Source organism: Mesorhizobium sp. B2-3-10 (genome assembly GCF_006442275.1).
GTDB lineage: Bacteria > Pseudomonadota > Alphaproteobacteria > Rhizobiales > Rhizobiaceae > Mesorhizobium > Mesorhizobium australicum.
The window spans coordinates 1056090-1075844 of the sequence record NZ_VFVT01000001.1; the positions used below are offsets into that span (position 1 = coordinate 1056090).

Annotated in this window: 16 protein-coding genes; 10 read left to right on the forward strand and 6 right to left on the reverse strand. The window is 63.1% G+C overall.

Annotated features, from left to right (window positions below; genetic code table 11):
* Positions 1–123: 123 nt before the first annotated feature.
* On the reverse strand, positions 124–1362 hold the full coding sequence (locus FJ943_RS05375; RefSeq protein ID WP_015315440.1) for an extracellular solute-binding protein: 1239 nt from the start codon (positions 1360–1362) through the stop codon (positions 124–126).
* Between the two features lie 216 nt (positions 1363–1578).
* On the opposite strand from FJ943_RS05375, the gene FJ943_RS05380 reads away from it, so the two are divergent.
* The 3 genes from FJ943_RS05380 (at position 1579) to FJ943_RS05390 (ending at position 5623) form a co-directional block, all read left to right on the forward strand.
* A complete protein-coding gene (locus tag FJ943_RS05380) occupies positions 1579–2793 on the forward strand; it encodes an ROK family transcriptional regulator (protein ID WP_140662930.1) in 1215 nt (404 codons plus the stop codon).
* A 105-nt stretch (positions 2794–2898) separates the two neighbouring features.
* On the forward strand, positions 2899–4509 hold the full coding sequence (locus FJ943_RS05385; protein ID WP_015315442.1) for an inorganic phosphate transporter: 1611 nt from the start codon (positions 2899–2901) through the stop codon (positions 4507–4509).
* A 169-nt stretch (positions 4510–4678) separates the two neighbouring features.
* Positions 4679–5623, forward strand: coding sequence for a transporter (locus FJ943_RS05390; RefSeq protein WP_140720144.1), 945 nt, complete (start codon positions 4679–4681; stop codon positions 5621–5623).
* A gap of 63 nt (positions 5624–5686) precedes the next feature.
* Here the strand turns inward: FJ943_RS05390 and FJ943_RS05395 are convergent, their stop codons facing one another.
* Positions 5687–6847 carry a patatin-like phospholipase family protein gene (locus FJ943_RS05395; RefSeq protein WP_140616764.1) on the reverse strand — a complete coding sequence of 387 codons (1161 nt, stop codon included), beginning with the start codon at positions 6845–6847 and terminating at the stop codon, positions 5687–5689.
* Entirely contained in the window at positions 6840–7628 is a 789-nt protein-coding gene (locus tag FJ943_RS05400) for an acetoacetate decarboxylase (protein ID WP_140616765.1), read from the reverse strand. The genes FJ943_RS05395 and FJ943_RS05400 overlap by 8 nt, the downstream gene beginning before the upstream one ends.
* Before the next feature lie 243 nt (positions 7629–7871).
* Between FJ943_RS05400 and FJ943_RS05405 the strand changes: the two genes are divergently transcribed.
* Positions 7872–8660, forward strand: a complete 789-nt coding sequence (locus FJ943_RS05405) for a 3-hydroxybutyrate dehydrogenase (RefSeq protein WP_140720146.1) — start codon at positions 7872–7874, stop codon at positions 8658–8660.
* A 66-nt stretch (positions 8661–8726) separates the two neighbouring features.
* Positions 8727–9506 carry a phosphodiesterase gene (locus tag FJ943_RS05410; RefSeq protein ID WP_140720148.1) on the forward strand — a complete coding sequence of 260 codons (780 nt, stop codon included), beginning with the start codon at positions 8727–8729 and terminating at the stop codon, positions 9504–9506.
* Here the strand turns inward: FJ943_RS05410 and FJ943_RS05415 are convergent.
* Positions 9493–10392, reverse strand: a complete 900-nt coding sequence (locus FJ943_RS05415) for a hypothetical protein (RefSeq protein WP_246671827.1) — start codon at positions 10390–10392, stop codon at positions 9493–9495. The genes FJ943_RS05410 and FJ943_RS05415 overlap by 14 nt on opposite strands.
* 208 nt (positions 10393–10600) lie before the next feature.
* On the opposite strand from FJ943_RS05415, the gene FJ943_RS05420 reads away from it, so the two are divergent.
* Both FJ943_RS05420 and FJ943_RS05425 read left to right on the forward strand, forming a co-directional pair.
* Positions 10601–11596 (forward strand): hypothetical protein, encoded by a 996-nt coding sequence (locus FJ943_RS05420; protein WP_140720152.1) that lies wholly within the window; start codon positions 10601–10603, stop codon positions 11594–11596.
* Between the two features lie 20 nt (positions 11597–11616).
* Complete coding sequence (locus FJ943_RS05425) at positions 11617–13590, forward strand: tripartite tricarboxylate transporter permease (protein WP_140720154.1); 1974 nt, start codon at positions 11617–11619, stop codon at positions 13588–13590.
* Here the strand turns inward: FJ943_RS05425 and FJ943_RS05430 are convergent.
* Complete coding sequence (locus FJ943_RS05430; protein WP_140720156.1) at positions 13587–15059, reverse strand: class I adenylate-forming enzyme family protein; 1473 nt, start codon at positions 15057–15059, stop codon at positions 13587–13589. The two genes, FJ943_RS05425 and FJ943_RS05430, sit on opposite strands and share 4 nt — an antisense overlap.
* Positions 15056–16111 (reverse strand): acyl carrier protein, encoded by a 1056-nt coding sequence (locus FJ943_RS05435; protein ID WP_140720158.1) that lies wholly within the window; start codon positions 16109–16111, stop codon positions 15056–15058. The genes FJ943_RS05430 and FJ943_RS05435 overlap by 4 nt, the downstream gene beginning before the upstream one ends.
* Before the next feature lie 283 nt (positions 16112–16394).
* On the opposite strand from FJ943_RS05435, the gene FJ943_RS05440 reads away from it, so the two are divergent.
* The 3 genes from FJ943_RS05440 to FJ943_RS05450 are packed head-to-tail and all read left to right on the forward strand — an operon-like array spanning position 16395 to position 19752.
* Positions 16395–17723 (forward strand): NAD(P)H-dependent oxidoreductase, encoded by a 1329-nt coding sequence (locus tag FJ943_RS05440; RefSeq protein ID WP_015315453.1) that lies wholly within the window; start codon positions 16395–16397, stop codon positions 17721–17723.
* A gap of 2 nt (positions 17724–17725) precedes the next feature.
* Entirely contained in the window at positions 17726–18754 is a 1029-nt protein-coding gene (locus tag FJ943_RS05445; RefSeq protein WP_140720160.1) for a thiamine pyrophosphate-dependent dehydrogenase E1 component subunit alpha, read from the forward strand.
* The gene (locus FJ943_RS05450; RefSeq protein WP_015315455.1) at positions 18754–19752 is read left to right on the forward strand and encodes an alpha-ketoacid dehydrogenase subunit beta; all 999 of its coding nucleotides are present in this window, start codon (positions 18754–18756) and stop codon (positions 19750–19752) included. Before FJ943_RS05445 ends, FJ943_RS05450 begins: the two co-directional genes overlap by 1 nt.
* The last annotated feature ends 3 nt before the right edge of the window (positions 19753–19755 follow it).

Consider the following 19755-nt stretch of genomic DNA (forward strand, 5'->3'; position numbering starts at 1 on the left):
CCGGAAATCGGAGACCGATTTCCGGAAAGAATCATGCGCAAGATAGAAAGTGCTACAGGTTTTTTTGCGCGTCATAAGGGACGCAACGCTGTAGTGCCGCCCGTATCGAACGACTGGCTTGTCTCAGAGGCCGCTGTTCTGCGCGGCGGTCTTCAGGGCGTCTTCCGGCGAAGACGTCCCGAGCAGCGATTCCTGGATTGCCTGCTGCAGCGCGGTCGACAGTTCCTGGTATTTCGGCGTGGTCGGACGCGGATACATGGCGGCCAGGCCGAGCTTGGCGGCGGCGATCAGTTCTTCCTGGCCCTTGGTGACCGTAGGGTCGTCATAGGACGAGGCCCAGATCGGCAGCGAGAGCTTGGCGTACTGGTTCTGCGTCGCCTGCGAGGTCATGAAGGTGATGTACTTCCAGGCTTCGTCGGGATGCTTCGAGACCGCAGTGACGCCGAGACCCATCGAACCGTTGACGGCCGACACTTCGCTGGTGCCGGCAACGCCCGGCGCCGGCACGACGCCGACCTTGCCGGCCACCTTCGAGTCCTTCGGGTCGTTGGCCATGTTATACATGTAGGTCCAGTTCAGCGCGAAGGCGGCATCGCCGTTTTCGAAAACCTTGCGCACGTCCTCTTCGAGGAATTCCTTGGAATTGGGATTGGTGAGACCCGACTTGTAGCTGTCGACCATGTATTTCAGGGCCAGCAGGCCGCCGCCATTCTGGAAGTCCGGCTTGCCGTCCTTGAGGAAGTCGCCGCCATAGGCGCTGACCAGCGTGGTGTAGTCGCAGATGGCCGCTTCCGCCTGCGACCAGCTCCACGCGATCGGCGTCTTCAGCAGGCCCTTGTCCTGGATGATCTTGGCCTGTGCGCCGAGCTCCTCCCAGGTCTTCGGCGGGGCCTTGATGCCGGCCTTTTCCAGAATATCCTTGTTGTAAAACAGGTATTTGGTGTCGAGGATCCACGGCATGCCATAGGACTTGCCGTCATACTGCACCGTGGTCCAGGCGCCGGGCAACACGCCCTTCTTCATGTCGTCGGTGATCTTGGAAGACACATCGACCAGAACCTTGTTGGTGGCGTATTCGGCCGGCCAGATGACGTCGAAGAGGACGACGTCATAGCCTCCGCCCGACCCTTGGGCGAGCACGGTCTTGTCGTGCAGGCCCTCATAGGGGACGAATTCGAGATTGACCTTGACGTCCGGATTGGCCTTGGTGAAGGCGTCCGTCATCGCACGCACGTCGGCCTCGCTGTAGGCGGCCTGCGCCATGAAAAGCGCGTTGAGCGTCGTCTCGGCGAAAGCGTGGGGGACGAACAGTCCTCCGGCAAAAACAGCGCCGACCAGTGTCTTGGTGATCGTCTTAAGCATTTTCTTCTCCCATTGCAGCGTTGACGGGCCGGCGCTGCCAGACGTTTGGCATCGTCTTCCCGGGTCCATGTCGCGTGACCTGATGGTGCCGGCTGACCAGTGGCGGCAGCAGAAGCCTTGGCCATCTTGTTTTGCGGTGCTCGGTTCACATTAAGTCAACTCGCTTGACTTAATTAGTCGATCAATATTCTAATGGTGTCAAGTGGGGAAACGCCGGTGGACGACATCAGCCCGATTCGTGCCAAGAGCGGCACCAACCAGGAAGGCACGAGCGCGCATAACCGCCGTGTCATGGTCGAGGCGTTGCGTCTCAATGGCGCGCTGTCGCGGGCCGATTTGGCGCGGGCGACGCAGCTTACCAAGCAGGCGGTTTCCAACATCATCGAGGACCTGGAACGCGACGGCCTGGTCGTTGCGCTCGATGCGGTGCGCAAGGGCAGGGGGCAACCGTCGACCCCCTACAGGCTGGTGCCGGAAGGCGCTTTCGCCATCGGCCTTCAGATCGACCGTCACCTGACGCGTGCGGTCGCGGTCGACCTGATGGGCAGCGTGCTGGCGCGGGCCGAGGCGAACCTGCCTTTCGATGAGCCGTCCAGAGGCGTCGAGGTGATCCTCGGCCTGATCGATGGTGTCCGGCGCGAACTGGCCGGTATCTCGTTGCAGTCGGAAAAACGCCTCGTCGGCCTGGGTGTCGCCATGCCCGGACCGTTTGGCCTGAAAAATTCGGATGACAAATGGATGATGCCGGCCTGGCAGAAGTTTCCGCTGCTGGACATGCTGGCCAAGGGCACGGGACTGAATGTCGGCCTGCAGAACGATGCCGCCGCCTGCGCGACGGCCGAGCGCATCGTCGGCGCCGCGCACGGCGTCGACCACGCAGTGTGTCTTTATGTCGGCTATGGCATTGGCGCCGGACTGATCCTCAACGGCGAACTGTACAGCGGCGGCCATGGCAATGCCGGCGAAATCGGCATGGCCTTGCTGTCGCCGGCCGGTCCCGGCTCGACACCGCTCGAACATCGCGCGTCGCTCGCCTCGCTCTACCAGCATCTTGGCCTCGATCCCGCCGACGAGGACCTCTACGGAAAGATCGGCGCGCTGGCCGCGGCGGGTGATGTGAAGATCATGCGCTGGATCGAGGGCGCGGCCCATGATCTGCGCTGGAGCGTGCATCTCATCGAAACCATCTTCGACCCGCAGACAGTCATCCTGACCAGCGGCGCGCCGGAAGCGCTGGCGCGCCGGCTCGTCGAGGCCATGCATCCGCTGCTTTCGTCGATCGCCGACCGGCCAGGCCGGACCTTGCCGCGCCTGCAGCTCGGCACCACCGATCCCTGGTCGATTGCGTTGGGAGCCGCGGCGGCGCCGATCAGCCGCGCCTTCGATCCGCTGTTCTCGGCGATCCTGAAGACACGCTCCGGTCCCGCCTGAAGGCGACCGCGCGTAAGGCCAGGCCTCTCCCGGCGTCACACAGGGTTCATCGTCCGGACATAGCGTCTTTTCCAGTTCTTTGCTGCAATGCAATAGGAGTGGGACATGGTGGACATAGTTTCTAGTGAGGCGGGCATTCCAAGGCCGGATCATCCGCTGGATAGTTCGGGTGGCGCGAAGTGGTTCCTGCCGGTCTTCGGTGTGCTGGTGCTGGTCGGCGTGGTCTATGTCGGCTACGCGCTTAGCCAGGACCTGGCGGTGGCCAAGACGGTGCCGTGGATCCTGCTCGGCATCGCCTTGCTGATCGCGCTCGGCTTCGAATTCGTCAACGGGTTCCATGACACCGCCAATGCGGTGGCGACCGTCATCTACACACGCTCGCTGCCGGCGGAGTTCGCCGTCATGTGGTCGGGCGCCTTCAATTTCCTCGGGGTTCTCACTTCCAGCGGCGCGGTCGCCTTCGGCATCCTGTCGCTGCTGCCCGTCGAGCTGATCCTGCAGGTCGGTTCTTCCTCCGGCTTTGCCATGGTGTTCGCACTGCTGGTGGCCGCCATCCTGTGGAACCTCGGCACCTGGTTCCTCGGCCTGCCGGCGTCGAGCTCGCACACCATGGTCGGTTCGATCATCGGTGTCGGCCTCGCCAACCAGTTCATGGCACCTGCCGGCAGCGCTACCAGCGGCGTCGACTGGTCGCAGGCGACCAATGTCGGCGTGACCTTGCTGGTGTCGCCGATCATCGGCTTCTTCGCCGCGGCGATCCTGCTCTACGCGATGAAGCTTCTCGTCCGCAATCCGGCGCTCTACGAGGCGCCGAAAGGCAATGCGCCGCCGCCCTGGTGGATCCGCGCGCTGCTGATCTTCACCTGCACCGGCGTCAGCTTTGCGCATGGCTCCAATGACGGCCAGAAGGGCATGGGCCTGATCATGCTGATCCTGATCGGCGTGGTGCCGACGGCCTACGCGCTCAACCGCACGCCCGACATCAACTATCTCGAAGCCTACAAGTCGGCCTCGGTCAGCGTGGAGACCGCGCTGGGCAAATATGTGAAGCCCGGTGTCACCGTCGCCGATGCGAAGGATGCCAAGGCTGCCGTGCAGGATGCCGTGCGCACCCGGAGCTGGAGCGACAAGACGACCGTCGCTCTGCAGAGCTACATCCACAACACGACGGCCGAGCTGCAGCCTTACGCTTCGGTCGACACCGTGCCGACCGATCTGGTCAGCAACGCCCGCAACGACATCTATCTGATCGGCGAGGCGCTGAAACTGATCGACAAGAAGCAGTTGCTGCCGATGGAGGCCGCCGATCTCAAGGCGGTCACCGACTATCACAAGGCCGTCGACAACGCGACGAAGTTCATCCCGATCTGGGTGAAGGTCGCGGTGGCCCTGGCGCTTGGCCTGGGCACCATGGTCGGCTGGAAACGCATCGTCGTCACGGTCGGCGAGAAGATCGGCAAGAGCCACCTGACCTATGGCCAGGGCGCTGCCGCCGAACTCGTGGCGATGGTCACCATCGGCATGGCCGACCGTCTGGGTCTGCCGGTGTCGACGACCCATGTGCTGTCGTCCGGCGTCGCCGGAACCATGGCGGCCAACGGCTCGGGCCTGCAATGGTCGACGGTGCGCAACCTGCTGCTCGCCTGGGTGCTTACCCTGCCGTGCTCGATCACGCTGGCCTTCGTGCTGTTCATCATCTTCCGCCAGGTGTTCTGAGCGGGCGAAGCGACAACACTACCGACGGCGCCACAATGGCGCCGTCTCGTTTTCCGTCGACAGGTTCGCGACGATTTCGGGCGGCAGTCATGAACGACGCATCGCATCTGGCCCTGCTTGCCGTCGACGACAGCATCCGGCGCCTGGCCTGGTCTGGGCTTATCACCGCTTGCCAGGCAAAACCCCGGTGGCGCTTGCTCCGCGCGATATCGGCGCGGCACTGGCGATGCGTGAGGGCTGGGTCTGGCTGCATGTCGATCTCGTCGACCAGCGTGCCCATTCCTGGGTCAGCCGTACCTGCGCCTTGCCGGCCTCGGCCAACGCGATCCTCGAAGGCCATGAGGACAGCCCCTCGCTGGCGCATGAGGATGGTGTCGTCCATGGCATTTCCGCCGACCTGCACAGCGAAATCGCGCGTCAGTCGACCACCATAGGCAGGTTGCGCTTCGCGGTCTCGGAGCGGCTGCTGGTGACCGGCCGCCGCCATTCGCTGGCAGCGGTCGAGGAGGTGCACGAGGCGCTGGCCGCGGGGCTGCGGCCCGCCACCGCCTTCGAACTTTTCGAGGCGATCGTGCTGGCGTTCTGCAGCAGCACCAGCCTGCGGCTCGCTGCCGCCACCAAGCGGCTCGACGAAGTGGAAGATCATTTGGTGACCGAGCGGCTTGCCGACGAAAGGCGGCGGCTGAAAGATGTTCGCCGTCTGGCGGTCTCCCTGCACCGCCCGATCTCGGCGCTGGCGGCGCTCTTCCAGGACGAGGACCGCTCGGACTGGAAGCTGTCGGCGGGGGCGCACGAGATCCTGCGCCGGCTTACCACGCGGCTGGAAAGGCTCGACCGCGAAGTCGTCATGGTCAACGACCGTGCACGGCTGTTGCAGGAGGAGGTCGCCGCCGAGCTCGCGGACGAATCCAACCGCAGCCTTAAGGCGCTGGCTGTGATGAGCGCGCTGCTTCTGCCGGGCTCGCTGATTGTCGGCATGTTCGGCATGAACACCGCCGGGCTGCCGCTTACGCAAACGCCGGGCGGATTCGAACTGGCGCTGTTGATCGCGGCGGCCGCGACTGGCCTGTTCTACTGGCTCCTGCTGAGAGCCGGCGCCAATCTTAGGTTCTGAGCCAAAATAGACAGGTAGAGCGGCTCTGCGTTTCGACGAAACGGAGAACCGCTCTTGGGTCGCTCAGGTCGGATCTTCGCGATGCAGGTCGTGGATGGTGACGCCGTCGGCATTGGTCGGCAGCATCAGCCACTTCTTGTGACGCAGCGTGCGCTCGGTGTCCTCGAGGCCCATCTCCCAATGCTCGCGCATCGAGGTGCCCGAAAACTCATAGTCCTTGGCGTGGCCCTCATAGCCTTTGTGCTGGTAGATCAGGTGGACGATGTTGACGACGCCGGCGTTGGAATAGTCGGCGATCAACTCCTGCTCGCCTTCCCTTAGCTGCTCCGACGGCACGCGCTTCAGCGCATCGAGCAGCTTCATCTTCAGCGCATGGATGCGCTCGAAATTGTCGGTGTTCTGCCGCGTGCGGCTCGAATACATGATGTCCTTGTGGCGCGACAGCACGTCGGCCATGCCGCGCGGCAGCACGCCGCGGGCGCTGAACAGATCGACCTGGAAGACCAGCGAGGAACGGTCCTCTTCCTGGTCGAGCAGGTATTGCAGCGGCGTGTTGGAGACGATGCCACCATCCCAATAGTACTCGCCCTCGATACGGATCGAAGGAAAGGCCGGCGGCAGCGCGCCGCTGGCCATGATGTGCTCCGGCTCGATACGCACCTTCTCGGTGTCGAAATAGACGAAGTTACCGGTCCTGACATTGACCGCGCCGACGCTCAGCCGCTTCTTGCCGTCGTTCAGCACGTCGAAGTCGATCAGGCTCTCCAGCGTGTCCTTCAATTCGGCGGTGTCGTAGAAGCTGGTGGCGCCTTCTGCGCCCGACAGCTGGAACCAGGGATTGGGATTGCGCGGCTTGAAGAAGCCGGGCTGGCCCATCGTCATCGTCATCAACGACGAGGTCTGGTTGCGGATATCGCGGTAGATGTCGCCTTCGGGCGTATAGGACCAGATCTTGCGGCCGGAAATCGTCTGCCAGAACTGTTCCAGCCGCTGCAGCCGGCGGCTCGGCTCGTTGCCTGCGATGATCGCGGCATTGATGGCGCCGATGGAGACGCCGGATAGCCAGGTCGGCTCGCAGCCGGCATCGGCCAGCGCCTGATAGACCCCTGCCTGATAGGCGCCGAGCGCGCCGCCGCCCTGAAAGACCAGCGCGATACGGTCATACTGCGCCGTGATTTCCTCGATGGTGGCGGCGGCTGCCTTGTTGCGGTTACGATCAAGCACTGACTTTCTCCAGCTGGGTTGCGCTGGCAGCGGATCGGCTGTGGTCAGCGAGGTAATCATGCACCACTTCGCCCAGCCCGAGCGTCAGATCGGCCTTGAAGTGAACCGCCGACACGATGTCGAGCACGGGCAGCTTCGCCACGTCGGCCATGACATGGGGCCGCAGGTCGAGCGCGGCGGGCGCCGTCCAGGCTTCCTTCAGCGTGATATCGGTGAGGTAGTAGCGGACCAGCTCGCAGATGCGCGGCGTGCCGTCGACATGGGGGATGATCTTGATGAGGAAATTGGGGGCGGCGAGCGAGGCGAGTACCTGGTCATGATCGGCCTCACGATGCTTGTAGCCCATCGTGCCGGTGGCGCACAGAACGCTGCCATAGTGCAGCGTGCCGACGATTACCTCGCCTTCATGGACGATCTTGGGATTGGCGAGTTTCTTTGGAAACCCCCACAACTCGCGGCCGCCGGCGATCGGCGCGTCATCGTCGAGATACATCGAATGGACGTAGCCGCCATGCTGGCCCTTGTAGCGCACCGGGATGACCTGGCCGGTCTCGGTGTAGTCGCCGAAGCCGGTGGAGTCCGGCATGCGGATGAATTCGTACTTGACCAGCGGCTCGTCGATTTCAAGCGGCGCCGGCACGACGGCCTCGAGCGCCTCGCGTGTCGTGCGATAGGTGATGATGATGTATTCGCGGTCGAAGAAGCGATAGGGCCCTGGCGGAAACGAGGGATTGGTGAGCGGCATCGCATAGGCGCGCTTCACGACATCGGCGATTTCCATGCTGGTGCCCCAAGGTTCTGTCGGACGAATTCGTTCAGGAAGGATCGCGCGAATGCGCAACGATTATGTTGCACGGCACCATGACAGTGCCGTGTCAGCCTAACGACCAGGTTTCCGAACCGGGCGAGGACAAGCAGGCGTTGTCGTCTGGCTGTAATCGCATCGACATATGGCTCTGCCATTGTCATGCTGCGACGCACAATTATATCGTCATGTTCCCTCCCACCTCGCGCGAGATCTCCCATGGGTTCCCTGTCTTCGAAGAATGCCCTCGTCACCGGCTCGACCAGCGGTATCGGCCTGGCAATCGCCCGCGCCTTTGCCGCCGAGGGCGCCAACGTCACCATCAATGGTCTTGGCGATGCTGCCGCCATCGAGCGGGAGCGCGCCGGCATCGAGAAGGATTTCGGCGTCAAGTGCCGCTATTCCGATGCCAACATGATGGATGGCGCCGCGGTCACAGCCATGATCCATGACGCGGAAGAGGCGCTCGGCAGCCTCGACATACTGGTCAACAATGCCGGCATCCAGCATGTGGCGCCGATCGAGGAGTTTCCCGACGACAAATGGGAAGCCATCATCCGCATCAACCTTTTGGCCGCCTTCTACGCCATCAAGGCGGTGGTGCCCGGCATGAAGGCACGCAAATGGGGCCGCATCGTCAACACGGCTTCCGCGCACGCGCTGGTCGCCTCGCCGTTCAAGTCGGCCTATGTCTCGGCCAAGCACGGCATATCAGGCCTGACCAAGACGGTGGCGCTGGAAGTCGCGCAGGACGGCATCACCGTGAACGCGATCGCGCCTGGCTATGTCTGGACGCCGCTGGTCGAAAAGCAGATCCCCGACACGATGAAGGCGCGGGGCATGACCGAGGAACAGGTCAAGCACGACGTGCTGCTGGCCGCGCAGCCGACCAAGGAATTCGTTACTGTCGAAGAGCTTGCGGCACTGGCATTGTTCCTGTGCTCGGATGCGGCCAGGCAGATCACCGGCACGACGTTACCGATGGATGGCGGCTGGACGGCACAGTAAAATTGGTCGAAACATGCCGCCTTCAGGCCAACGCCAGGGCGCCGGCGGGAAGGCAGTGCGCGGCCCATGAAAATCATCCAGCTCTCCGATCCGCATCTGATGGCGCTCGGTGGTTATCTCTACGGTTCGGATCCGCTCGCGCGGCTGGAAGCCTGCCTGGCGGATATCGGCAGGAACCATGCCGATGCCGACCTGGTGGTGATATCAGGCGACCTGAGCAATGATGGCGAGCGCGCGGCCTATGCGGCGTTGCGAGAGGCGCTGGCGCGGTTCGTGCCGCCTTGCCGGCTGATGCTCGGCAACCACGACGACAGGGCGCTTTTTCTCGAAATGTTCCCGGAAGCGCCGGCCGAGCGCGGGTTTGTCCAGAGCGTTTTCGATGGCGGCGATGGCCGCCTGATCCTGCTCGACACGCTGGACAGCGGACATGTCGAGGGCAGGCTGTGCGCGGCCCGTCTCGACTGGCTGGACGAGAAGCTGCACGAAGCGCGCGACAGGCCGGTCTTCCTCTTCATGCACCACCCGCCGTTCCGCATTCACATGCCGGTGCTCGACGAGGTCAGGCTCGTCGACGCCGATGCCTTCCATGACATTCTCCGGCGCCACGGCAATGTCGGCCACATCTTTGCCGGCCATGTCCACAGGCTGATCGCCGGCAGCTGGCGCGGCATACCGGTCAGCACGCTGCGCAGCACCAACCATCAGAGCGCCCTCGATTTTTCGGACAGCTGGCGGCTGGGCCACGAGCCGCCCGCCTATGCCGTCATCTTCATCGATGCGGATGGAGTGGTCGTCCATTTTCAGGATTTTGAGGCTGGCCGCCGCGAGCCGGTCAGGGGTCCTTGACGAGGCGGCTTTCGCCGCCGCCAAGATGGGTCTCCCACACATGATCGGAGATCAGCCGCCGATACTGTGGGGTCATGACCAATTTTCTGTGCGAGGCGCCGCCGACGTGGAAAAAGGCGCCGCCCAGCATCCGATGGTCCGCTTCCATCCCATCAACATCGAGATCGGCTGCCGTCTTTTGCGCATCGGAAACATCGTTCTCGCCAAGTCCGCGATACAGCAGGCTCCAGTTTCCGCCGCCGGTGTCCATTCCGCTGACAAAACGCGGTGTGAAGTCCAGGTCCAGTCCTTGCACGGCGCTGAAGCGGAAGAAGCAGAACCCAGCCCACATGAACCAGGCCTCGGGGTCCGCTTGCGCTGGGCGCTTTGAGCCGTGGACGATTTTTCCCTCCATCGTCGCGGCGATGTCCACGGGGACGGTCGGAAAGCAGTCGTGATCCAGAAATCCGAAAAGCTCCGGCCGCAAAGGCCGAACGATGTTGTGGAAGATCCAATTCATGGATATCCCGTGCGACCGGTTGGGATGGCTTTCCCGGTTCCGAGGCAAACCGAAATAAGCGGTTTTTCGCGCCCGGCAGATGTCCGCGATACGCACCCTTGCCGATCGATCGGATGAATTGTCGATGACCACCAGCGTCATCCCAGAGGAATACAATTGCCAGGCTCGGGTGAGCGCATCGATGACCCAGGGCGTGTTGAAGGCAATGACAAAGCAGAAGCGCCGGGAACCGGTTTGCAGCAGCTCCTCGGTGAATTTCAGGCCTTCGGGAACGCCGCGCCCGCGAAAATCACGCTCAATCAAGGCGTTGCGAAAAGCCTTGGCCTTTCTGACAGGCCAGTTGTGGTTCAGCAGATCAACAAGGCCCTTGGCCGGCTTCCAGCTCATTACAAACTTCGCCATTGCTCCAAATCGGATGCATGCTCCCATAAGGCGAAGCTCATCTTCCCACAACCCCGGCCTGGAGCCGCGAGAATTTTTGCGACCACCGGCTTGTCGTACACGCATGCTGTATTTCAACCTGATCTGGTCGCGGGCGCTATCAATCGCGACATCGTAGCGCTAAAACGCCATCCGGGTTCTGCACGGGGTTGATATGTTGGTTGCGATCTTCCGCGCATTGCGCGCCATTCCCTTCGTTGCCGCCAGCATTGTCTTTGCCACGGGCGCCCGGGCGCAAGCGGTCGAATTCAAGACAATCACGATCAAGGTCGGCTATGGCCCCGGCGGGGGCTATGACCAGACATCGCGGCTGATCGCCCGCCACTTCGGCCGGTTCCTTCCCGGCAATCCGGATATAGTCGTCCAGAATGTGCCCGGGGGCGGCAGCCTGAAGCTCACCAAGATGGTGTTGCGCAGCGAGCCGGCCGACGGCAGCGTCATCGCTTCCGTCAGCGAAGCCATGTCATATGCGCCGGTGCTCGATCCCCAGAACGCCAATTTCGATCCGCTTGCCCTGCAATGGATTGGCTCGCTCGTCAACGAGCCGGCCTATTGCCTGACGGCCAAGAGTTCCGGCATCGACACGATGGACAAGTTCCTGCAGTCCGATTTCCTGATTGGGGCGACCGGCAAGAGCAGCGTGACCTACATTTTCGCGGCGCTGGTCAAGAACGGCTTGAAGGCAAAGTTCAAGGTCGTCACCGGCTTTGAAGGCACAGCCGATATCGAACTGGCGATGCAGCGAGGCGAGATCGCCGGAATGTGCGGAGTCTCCAGTTACAACACCTCCGAAAACCGCGACGCGCTCAACCTCATTGGTACCTTCGGCCAGGGCATCGTTGCAGGCCAGGAGAAGTTCACTGCTAGGATCGACGACCCGAAGGTCCGGGAAGCGGCCGCGCTGATCGAGACCGCTTTGCAGTTCCATCATCCGTTGGTTGTCCCGCCGGGCACGCCCAAGGAGACGGTCGAAACGCTGCGCAAGGGATATATGGAGATGGTCAGGGATAAGGCGTTCCTGGCCGACATCGGCAAGCTTAGCGAAATGACCGTCAACGCCACCAGCGGCGAAGACATAAGCCGGCTTGTCTCGGAGCAGTTGAAGGTGGATCCGGATGTGTTCGAGACCGCCAGAAATCTGGTGAAGTAGATTCCCGGCGAGGCTCAACGGTGGATCTGATACTCACCGCCGTCGTCGAGATGGCCCAGCCGTTTCGCATGCTGATGCTGGTGACCGGCGTTTTCGTCGGCCTCGTCGTCGGCGTTGTCCCGGGCATTGGCGGGCTGTTCGCGATGGCCCTGCTCATCCCGATGACCTACAACATGGACGCCTATGCCGCCTTCGCGCTCCTGCTCGGTATGGGATCGGTCAATACCACCTCCGATACGATCCCGGCCATCCTGTTTGGGGTTCCGGGCTCGGTCGGAGCGGCGGCGACGGTGCTCGACGGCCATGCCATGGCCAAGAAAGGCGAAGCCGCGCGCGCCTTCGGCGCCTCCTATTCGGCGTCGATGATTGGCGGCGTGTTCGGCGCTCTGGTGCTTGCCGCGGCTATTCCCATCATGCGACCGCTTGTCCTCTATCTAAAGACGCCGGACTTCTTCGCCATCTGCGCCTTCGGGCTCTCCATCGTCGCGATGCTGGCCGGGAGCCAGCCGCTGAAGGGGCTGGCCGCGGCCATGTTCGGCATGCTCGCCTCGTTTGTCGGTATCGATAAGATCGCCGGCATCGACCGGTGGACCTTTGGTGAAATCTATCTCTGGGACGGTCTGCCGGTGGCCCTGGTGTTTCTCGGCCTGTTCGGCCTACCGGAGCTGGCTTCGCTCCTGTTGCGAGGTTCCATCCAGGGCAATGCGGAGCGACCGACTTATGCGGGCATGTGGCAAGGCATCAGGGACACGCTGCGGGAGTGGCCGCTGGTGCTGCGATGCAGCAGCATCGGTTCGCTGCTGGGCGCAGTTCCCGGTGTCGGCATCGCGGTGCTGGACTGGATCGCCTATGGCCATGCGTCACGGCGGCCTGGCTCGGGACCGAAATTCGGCGAAGGCAATGTCAGGGGCGTCATCGCGCCCGAGAGCGCCAACAATGCCAAGGAAGGCGGCTCGCTCATCCCGACCATCGCCTTCGGCGTGCCGGGTTCGGCCTCGATGAGCATCCTGCTCGGCGCCTTTGTCGTCCATGGGCTCGTTCCCGGCCCCGACATGCTGGGCAAGAATGCCGCGCTCACCATGTCGATGGTGTTCAGCATCGCCGTGGCAAATATCGTAGGCGCGGTGACCTGCCTTGTGCTGACCCGGCCTCTGGCGCGCGTCGCGCAGGTTCCGGCCGCCATCCTGGTGCCGCTGGTGGTCACCTTCATCGTGGTTGGTGCATACCAGACCAATATGAGCGCCTTCGATTTCGCGCTGGTCATCGGCGTCGGCGCCGTCGGCATGGCGATGAAGGAACTCAACTGGCCGCGCTCGGCCTTTTCATTGGGATTCGTGCTCGGCCCGAGCCTCGAGAACTATTTCTTTCTCGCCTATCAGATTTCCGGCTGGTCGTGGCTTGCCCAGCCGCTGGTGCTCATCCTGCTTGGACTGGCCGTGGTCGGTCTCGTCAGGCAGACGCTGTCGTGGATCAGGGCCAGAAATCCCGGCGGGCCGCTGCCCCCCGCGCTGCCCGACATTGTCGCAGGCGCCACCATGACATTGCTGGCGTTCGCGGCGTTGGGGACGGCCGTGACCGGCTTTCCCTTCGAGGCCGCCATTTTCCCGGTCATCACGGCTGGATTCCTGTTGGTGTTTTCGCTGGTGACCACAGTGCAGGCGTCGCTGCGATGGCGCAGGCGGGCCACGCCTGTCCTATCCGTGCCTGCCGCGATACCAGGCGAATGGTCTCCGGTTTCGGAACCCACCATGAAAGGCAATCTCGCAATCATCGGCCTTTGTCTGGCCCTCGCCTTTCTCATCCTGTTGGTCGGTCACCTGGCAGCGACCTTCATCTTCGTTGCCGGCAGCATCATGGTGCTTGGGACGAAGTCGAGGCGGTCATCCCTGGTGATCGCTGCCGCCGCGACGGCCTTCGTCTATTCGGTCTTCGACATGCTGGCATCCCAGCCCTGGCCGACTCCGTGGCTCACAGGCATTAGCGGAATTTTCTAAGAACCCTTATGCGGCGCCAGCGTTTCGACCAGTTGGCGGCGTAGCAGCTTGCCGTTGCCGCTGTAAGGCAACGAGGCGACCAGCCTGATCTCGCGCGGCCGCCGGTCGGGCGCGATGTTGGTGCGCATGAAAGCCTGGAATTCCTCGACGGTTCCGCGGTCGGAGACGATGAAGGCGGCGATTTCCTGCCCCATGGTCTCATCTGGAAAGCCGGCCACGGCGACGTCCTGCACCTTGGCATGGGTGCGGATCAGTTTTTCAAGCTCCTGCGGCGCGACACTGACGCCGCCGCGAACGATCATATCGGCCTCCCGATCGACGATCGTGATAAATCCGTCGGCGTCCAGAAATCCGATATCACCGGGGATGCCCCAGTCGGAGCTCATGATCTGCGGATCGACGAACAGGCGGTTGCCGGGCATCAGGACCGCGGATGCCATGGTCGGCGTCCATGCCTTGATCAGCCCGCGCTCACCTTGCGGCAACACGCGGCCATCGGCACCGAGGATTTCGACCTGTGCGCCGGCGACCGGACGGCCGGCGCTTTCGGGCTTTGCCAGAATATCCTCACCCCATAGCGAGGATATGATGCCGGTAAGGCTCGATGAGTAGCTTATCCGGTATCCAGAGGAGAGATAGCGGTAGGCAGCGATCTTGTCTTCCCCTCTGGCCGGTCCGCCTACGCTGTAGAGAACGGAAAGTTGGGGAAGCAGGTGGGTTGCGCGTTCGCCCACCTCCTTGACCATCCGGGCAATGACTGATGGCGCCAGCGCCGTGCCGCTTGCCTGGAACGAGAGCAGCGCCTCGATGAGCTCCGAGGGGGTGAACAAGGGAGGAAAGAACCGAACGATTCCCCCGTAAAGCAGATAGCCGAAGACCTGGTGACGCATTGCCGAGTATGACAGGGCCATCGGCGTCAGGAATCGTTTGGCGGTTCCCTCCACCACGCCCCGGCGCGCCGCGATGCGCCTGGCGAGTGCCTCATGCGACTGGGTGTAGGCCTTTGGATCGCCCGTCGTGCCGGACGAAAAGATCAAAAAGGCCGGGACGGCATCGCTCGCCGGGGGGCCGACGTCGGATCCCGGCGCCGAAGCCGATTTCCAGCCAGCGTCGAAAAGGGCGTTCGGATAGACCTCATCGCCCGGCATGGCGCGGCTTTCAAAAACGATGCTCAGACCGAAGTCGCGGGCCTGCCTGGCTCGCTGACTCCTGGGCGTTCGAAAGTCGACGACAACAGGGGTCGCGCCGATTTTCCAACAGGCGAGGATCGAAAGGATCACGTCGATGTTGTCGAGCATGGCGAGGCCGACGCGGTCGCCCGGTCGGATGCCCGATGCGCCGAAATTGGCTGCAAGATGTCCGCTCTGCGTCAGGGCCTGGGAATAGGTGATATCAGACCGGCCGCTGACCATCGCGACCTTGTCGCCATGGGCAGCGAAGGCCTCCAGTATCTGCCAACCAAAACTCATTGACGATGCGGGTTTTCGCGTGGAGCCTCGCTTCGGGCGGAGAGGAACGTCAAGATCTCCGCGTCGATCGCGTCCATGTTGGCCTTGCGGAATTTGTTGTGAGTACCCGGCATGACGACCGTTTTCACGCTGGCCTCGTTAGACGCCCAGCCCTTGTAGTCCTTGACGGTGGTGGCTCCCCATTCGGAACTGGCGAGGATGAGGATGTCGCAGGGGTAGGACGAGGGCACAAAACCGGCTGCGGCCTGCAGCAGCGCGCTCTTGTATGCCTTCTTGCGCAGATGGCGCCCCAGGCGTGTCTGTCCGAGACCGACCGCCTTCAGCGTGTCTCGCAACAGGCGCCAGTAGACTACCTTGCGCACGATATCGCGCCGCCTCCTCTCCGTGAGGCGATCGTCGGGCATCGGCTTCAGCCAGGCCGAACCTGGCGACGGCGGATCGATGAGCACGATCGCCGGCCGCTTGCCCGTCGCCTCATGGCTCAGCCGGCCGACCTCGATCGCGAGCAGGCCACCCACGCATATGCCACCGATGACTTCGGGGTGCCTGCCTGTTACCGAGGTGAAGGCTTCAAAATAGTTGGTGCCAATTTCGGCCATGGTGGAATAGGGCGTCTCGCCGAGTTCCGTGCCCATGCCGCGCACCGCCATGATCGCGTATTCCTCTTTCAGACGCCTGCTGAAGCGATTGGCGAACAAGGCCGAGCCGGTGATGCCGTGGATCATCGCGATCGGCTCCTGGCCGACGCTGCCGGACACCGGCACGATCAGCTCACGGGCCGGATGCTCCGGCACCAGCGATGCGATCAACCGGCCGAATTCCCGCGGTGTCTGCGCTTCGAGCAGGACGGAAGTCTGCAATCTCACGCCGAACCGCTTCTGCACGGCAAGCACCAGAGTCTCCGCCATCAGCGAATCGCCGCCGAGATCGAAGAAATTGTCGTCGAAGCCGACGGCCGGCACCTTCAATTCCGCGGCGAAGATGCCGGCAATCGCATGGGCCGGTCCATCGCCCGGCGGTGGCACAGGTCTAACCCGTTGTTGGACGTTCATCGGAAAAGCCCCTAACCGACGGATGTTCACTGCTAACGCTTTTACGCAGGGTGAGAGCCCCTAACAAGTGTCCTGTGCGCCGCGCGTCGAGCCGCCGCTGGCGTGCTTGTCTCGCCACGGCAACGCGGAAAGTCGCGATTTGCCGGCTCCGCAACGGCCTTTTGTCCAGTTGTGTAAGTGTTGCAAAAGCACGCAGATTTGGACATTAGTCTTGACAGAAATACAGATGTTCAATACCCGTCAGGCAATTGAACAAGCCTGCATTATGGGAGGAATGAGCGGTATGGCGTCCAATGTTTCGTTGACGGGCCTTGCCCGCGATCTCGAGGAACGCGGCAAATCGGGCAAGCCGATCCGCATCGGGCTGATCGGCTCGGGCGAAATGGGAACCGACATCGTCACCCGCGTCGCCCATATGTCGGGCATAGAGATCGGCGCGATCTCCGAGCTGAACCTGCCCGCCGCCAGCAAGGCGGTGGATATCGCCTTCCAGGAAACCGGCCATGCGCGCGAGGTATCGAACGCCTCGGCGATGACGGCCGCCATGGAAGCCGGCAAGGTGGCGGTGACCAACGACGCCAGCCTGGTCATCAACAACGATCTTATCGACGTCGTCATCGATGCCACCGGCGTTCCCGCCGTCGGCGCCGAAATCGGCTTGCGCGCCATGGAGCATGGCAAGCATCTGGTGATGATGAATGTCGAGGCCGACGTCACCATCGGCGCCTATCTCAAGAGCGAAGCCGATCGGCTCGGCGTCACCTATTCGCTGGGCGCCGGCGACGAACCCTCCTCCTGCATGGAGCTGATCGAATTCGTTTCGGCCATGGGCCACCCGATCGTCGCCGCCGGCAAGGGCAAGAACAACCCGCTCAACATCGACGCCACGCCGCCCGCCTATGAGGAGGAGGCCAGGCGCCGGCACATGAATGTGCGCATGCTGGTGGAGTTCGTCGACGGCTCGAAGACCATGGTCGAGATGGCGGCGATCGCCAACGCCACCGGGCTGGTGCCCGACAAGGCCGGCATGCATGGCCCGGCCGCGACGCTCGGCGAATTGAACAAGGTGCTGGTGCCGCAGAAGGATGGCGGCGTGCTGTCGAGGGTCGGTGTCGTCGACTATTCGATCGGCAAGGGTGTCGCGCCCGGTGTCTTCGTCGTCGCCGACATGTCGCATCCGCGCATTTCGGAGCGCATGGAAGATTTGAAGATGGGCAAGGGCCCGTACTTCACGTTCCATCGTCCCTATCACCTGACCTCGCTCGAAGTGCCGCTGACCTGCGCCCGCGTCGTGCTCTACGGCAAGGCCGACATGGTGCCGCTGGCCAAGCCGGTAGCTGAAGTGGCCGCCGTGGCCAAGAAGGACATGCAGCCCGGCGAGAAGCTCGATGCGATCGGCGAATATTGCTACCGCGCCTGGATCATGACTGCACCGGAAGCGCATGCCGCGAGGGCCATTCCCTGCGGCCTGCTGCAGGGCGGGTCGGTTACGGCGCCGATCAAGAAGGGTGAGCTCATCACCTACGCCAATGCCGCCCCGGCAGCGGGCTCCAAGATCGCCGAACTGCGCGCCCGTCAGGACAAGCTCGTCTACGGAACCGTGGAGGCGTAACCATGGCCGGAGCCAGCAAAGCCGTCGCGGACAGCCGCGCCAACCTGCCCTTCGTCTATCGCCAGTACAGCGCCGAGCAGCTGAAGCAGGTGCTCTACAAGATGTACCTGATCCGCCGCTTCGAGGAGGGCGCGGAAGAAAGCTACACGCGCGGCCTCATCCACGGCACCATGCATCTGTCGATCGGCCAGGAGGCGAGCGCCATGGGCATCTGCATGCCGCTTGGCGAGGACGACCAGATCACCTCGACCCATCGCGGCCACGGCCACTGCATCGCCAAGGGCGCCGAGGTGAAGCGCATGTTCGCGGAATTCTTCGGCAAGACCACCGGCTATTGCAAGGGCCGCGGCGGTTCGATGCACATCGCCGATGTCGCCAAGGGAAATCTCGGCGCCAATGGGATTGTCGGCGGCGGCATTCCGATCGCCGTCGGCGCCGCGCTCTCCGCCAAGATGATGAAGACCGGCAAGGTTGTCGTCTCCTTCTTCGGCGACGGAGCCAACAATGAAGGCGCCTTCCACGAGGCGCTCAACATGGCGGCGGTCTGGAAACTGCCCGTTATTTTCGTCTGCGAGAACAATGGCTACGGCATGTCGACGTCGACTGCCCGGTCCACCGCGGTCAAGAACATCGCCGACCGCGCCGCCGCCTATTCGATGCCGGGCGTCATCGTCAACGGCAACATCTTCTCCGAGGTCGCCGAGGCTTCGTACAAGGCGGTCGAGTGGGCACGAGCGGGTGAGGGGCCGACGCTGATCGAGTCCAAGACCTATCGCCATCGCGGCCATTCCAAGAGCGACCGCAATCGCTACCGGACCAAGGAAGAGATCGAGGACTGGATGTCGAACCGCGATCCGATCACGCTGTTCGAGAACGAATTGCGGGAATTCGGATTCATCGACGACACGGGCATCGAAGCCATCCGCGAGGTGGTGGCGCGGGAGATCGCCGACGGCATCGAGTTCGCCAAGGGGAGCCCGTCGCCTGACGTCAGCGAGACCGGCAATTACGTGTATACGGAGCAGGCGTGATGGACGCGATGGTGCGTGAACTGAGCTACGCTCAGGCGATCCAGGAAGCCATGGCGATCGCCATGGACATGGACGAGCGCGTCTTCCTGATGGGCGAGGACATCGGCGTCTATGGCGGCGCCTTCCAGGTGACCGGCGACCTCGTCGATCGTTACGGCGCGGACCGGGTGCTGGACACGCCGATCTCGGAACTGGGGGGCGCGGGGGTCGCTGTCGGCGCCGCGCTGACCGGCATGCGGCCGATCTTCGAATTCCAGTTCTCCGATTTCGCCACGCTGGCGATGGAGCAGATCGTCAACCAGGCTGCCAAGATGCGCTTCATGCTGGGCGGCGAGGTTTCGGTGCCCGTCGTGATGCGCTTTCCCGCCGGCTCCGGTACCGGTGCCGCCGCGCAGCACAGCCAGAGCCTGGAAGCCTGGCTTGGCCACGTGCCGGGCCTGAAGGTTATCCAGCCGGCGACGCCCCATGATGCCAAGGGCATGCTTCTGGCTGCGGTCGCCGATCCCGATCCGGTGATGATCTTCGAGCACAAGCTGCTCTACAAGATGAAGGGCCCGGTGCCCGAAGGCTATTACACCGTGCCGATCGGCAAGGCAGATATCCGCCGCGAGGGCCGTGATCTCACCATCGTCGCCACCTCGATCATGGTGCAGAAGGCGCTCGACGCCGCTGCCGCGCTGGAGGCCGAAGGCATCGACGTCGAAGTCGTGGACCTCCGGACCATCCGGCCGATGGACAAGCAGACCGTTATCGACAGCGTCAAGAAGACCTCGCGGCTGATATGCGTCTATGAAGCGGTCAAGACGCTGGGCATCGGCGCCGAGGTCAGCGCCATGATCGCCGAAAGCGAGGCGTTCGACTATCTCGATGCGCCGATCGTGCGGCTGGGCGGTGCGGAAACGCCGATCCCCTACAATCCGGAGCTGGAAAAAGCGACGGTGCCGCAGGTTCCCGACATCGTCACCGCCGCGCGCGACCTCGTCAAAGGGGTTCGCTGATCC

What these genes read in the sequence shown, in the direction of transcription:
- FJ943_RS05375 (WP_015315440.1), bottom strand. Translation starts at nt 1,362, where the DNA reads ATGCTTAAGACGATCACCAAGACACTGGTCGGCGCTGTTTTTGCCGGA.
- FJ943_RS05385 (WP_015315442.1), top strand. Translation starts at nt 2,899, where the DNA reads ATGGTGGACATAGTTTCTAGTGAGGCGGGCATTCCAAGGCCGGATCAT.
- FJ943_RS05400 (WP_140616765.1), bottom strand. Translation starts at nt 7,628, where the DNA reads ATGGAAATCGCCGATGTCGTGAAGCGCGCCTATGCGATGCCGCTCACC.
- FJ943_RS05405 (WP_140720146.1), top strand. Translation starts at nt 7,872, where the DNA reads ATGGGTTCCCTGTCTTCGAAGAATGCCCTCGTCACCGGCTCGACCAGC.
- FJ943_RS05410 (WP_140720148.1), top strand. Translation starts at nt 8,727, where the DNA reads ATGAAAATCATCCAGCTCTCCGATCCGCATCTGATGGCGCTCGGTGGT.
- FJ943_RS05415 (WP_246671827.1), bottom strand. Translation starts at nt 10,392, where the DNA reads ATGAGCTGGAAGCCGGCCAAGGGCCTTGTTGATCTGCTGAACCACAAC.
- FJ943_RS05420 (WP_140720152.1), top strand. Translation starts at nt 10,601, where the DNA reads ATGTTGGTTGCGATCTTCCGCGCATTGCGCGCCATTCCCTTCGTTGCC.
- FJ943_RS05430 (WP_140720156.1), bottom strand. Translation starts at nt 15,059, where the DNA reads ATGAGTTTTGGTTGGCAGATACTGGAGGCCTTCGCTGCCCATGGCGAC.
- FJ943_RS05435 (WP_140720158.1), bottom strand. Translation starts at nt 16,111, where the DNA reads ATGAACGTCCAACAACGGGTTAGACCTGTGCCACCGCCGGGCGATGGA.
- FJ943_RS05440 (WP_015315453.1), top strand. Translation starts at nt 16,395, where the DNA reads ATGGCGTCCAATGTTTCGTTGACGGGCCTTGCCCGCGATCTCGAGGAA.
- FJ943_RS05445 (WP_140720160.1), top strand. Translation starts at nt 17,726, where the DNA reads ATGGCCGGAGCCAGCAAAGCCGTCGCGGACAGCCGCGCCAACCTGCCC.
- FJ943_RS05450 (WP_015315455.1), top strand. Translation starts at nt 18,754, where the DNA reads ATGGACGCGATGGTGCGTGAACTGAGCTACGCTCAGGCGATCCAGGAA.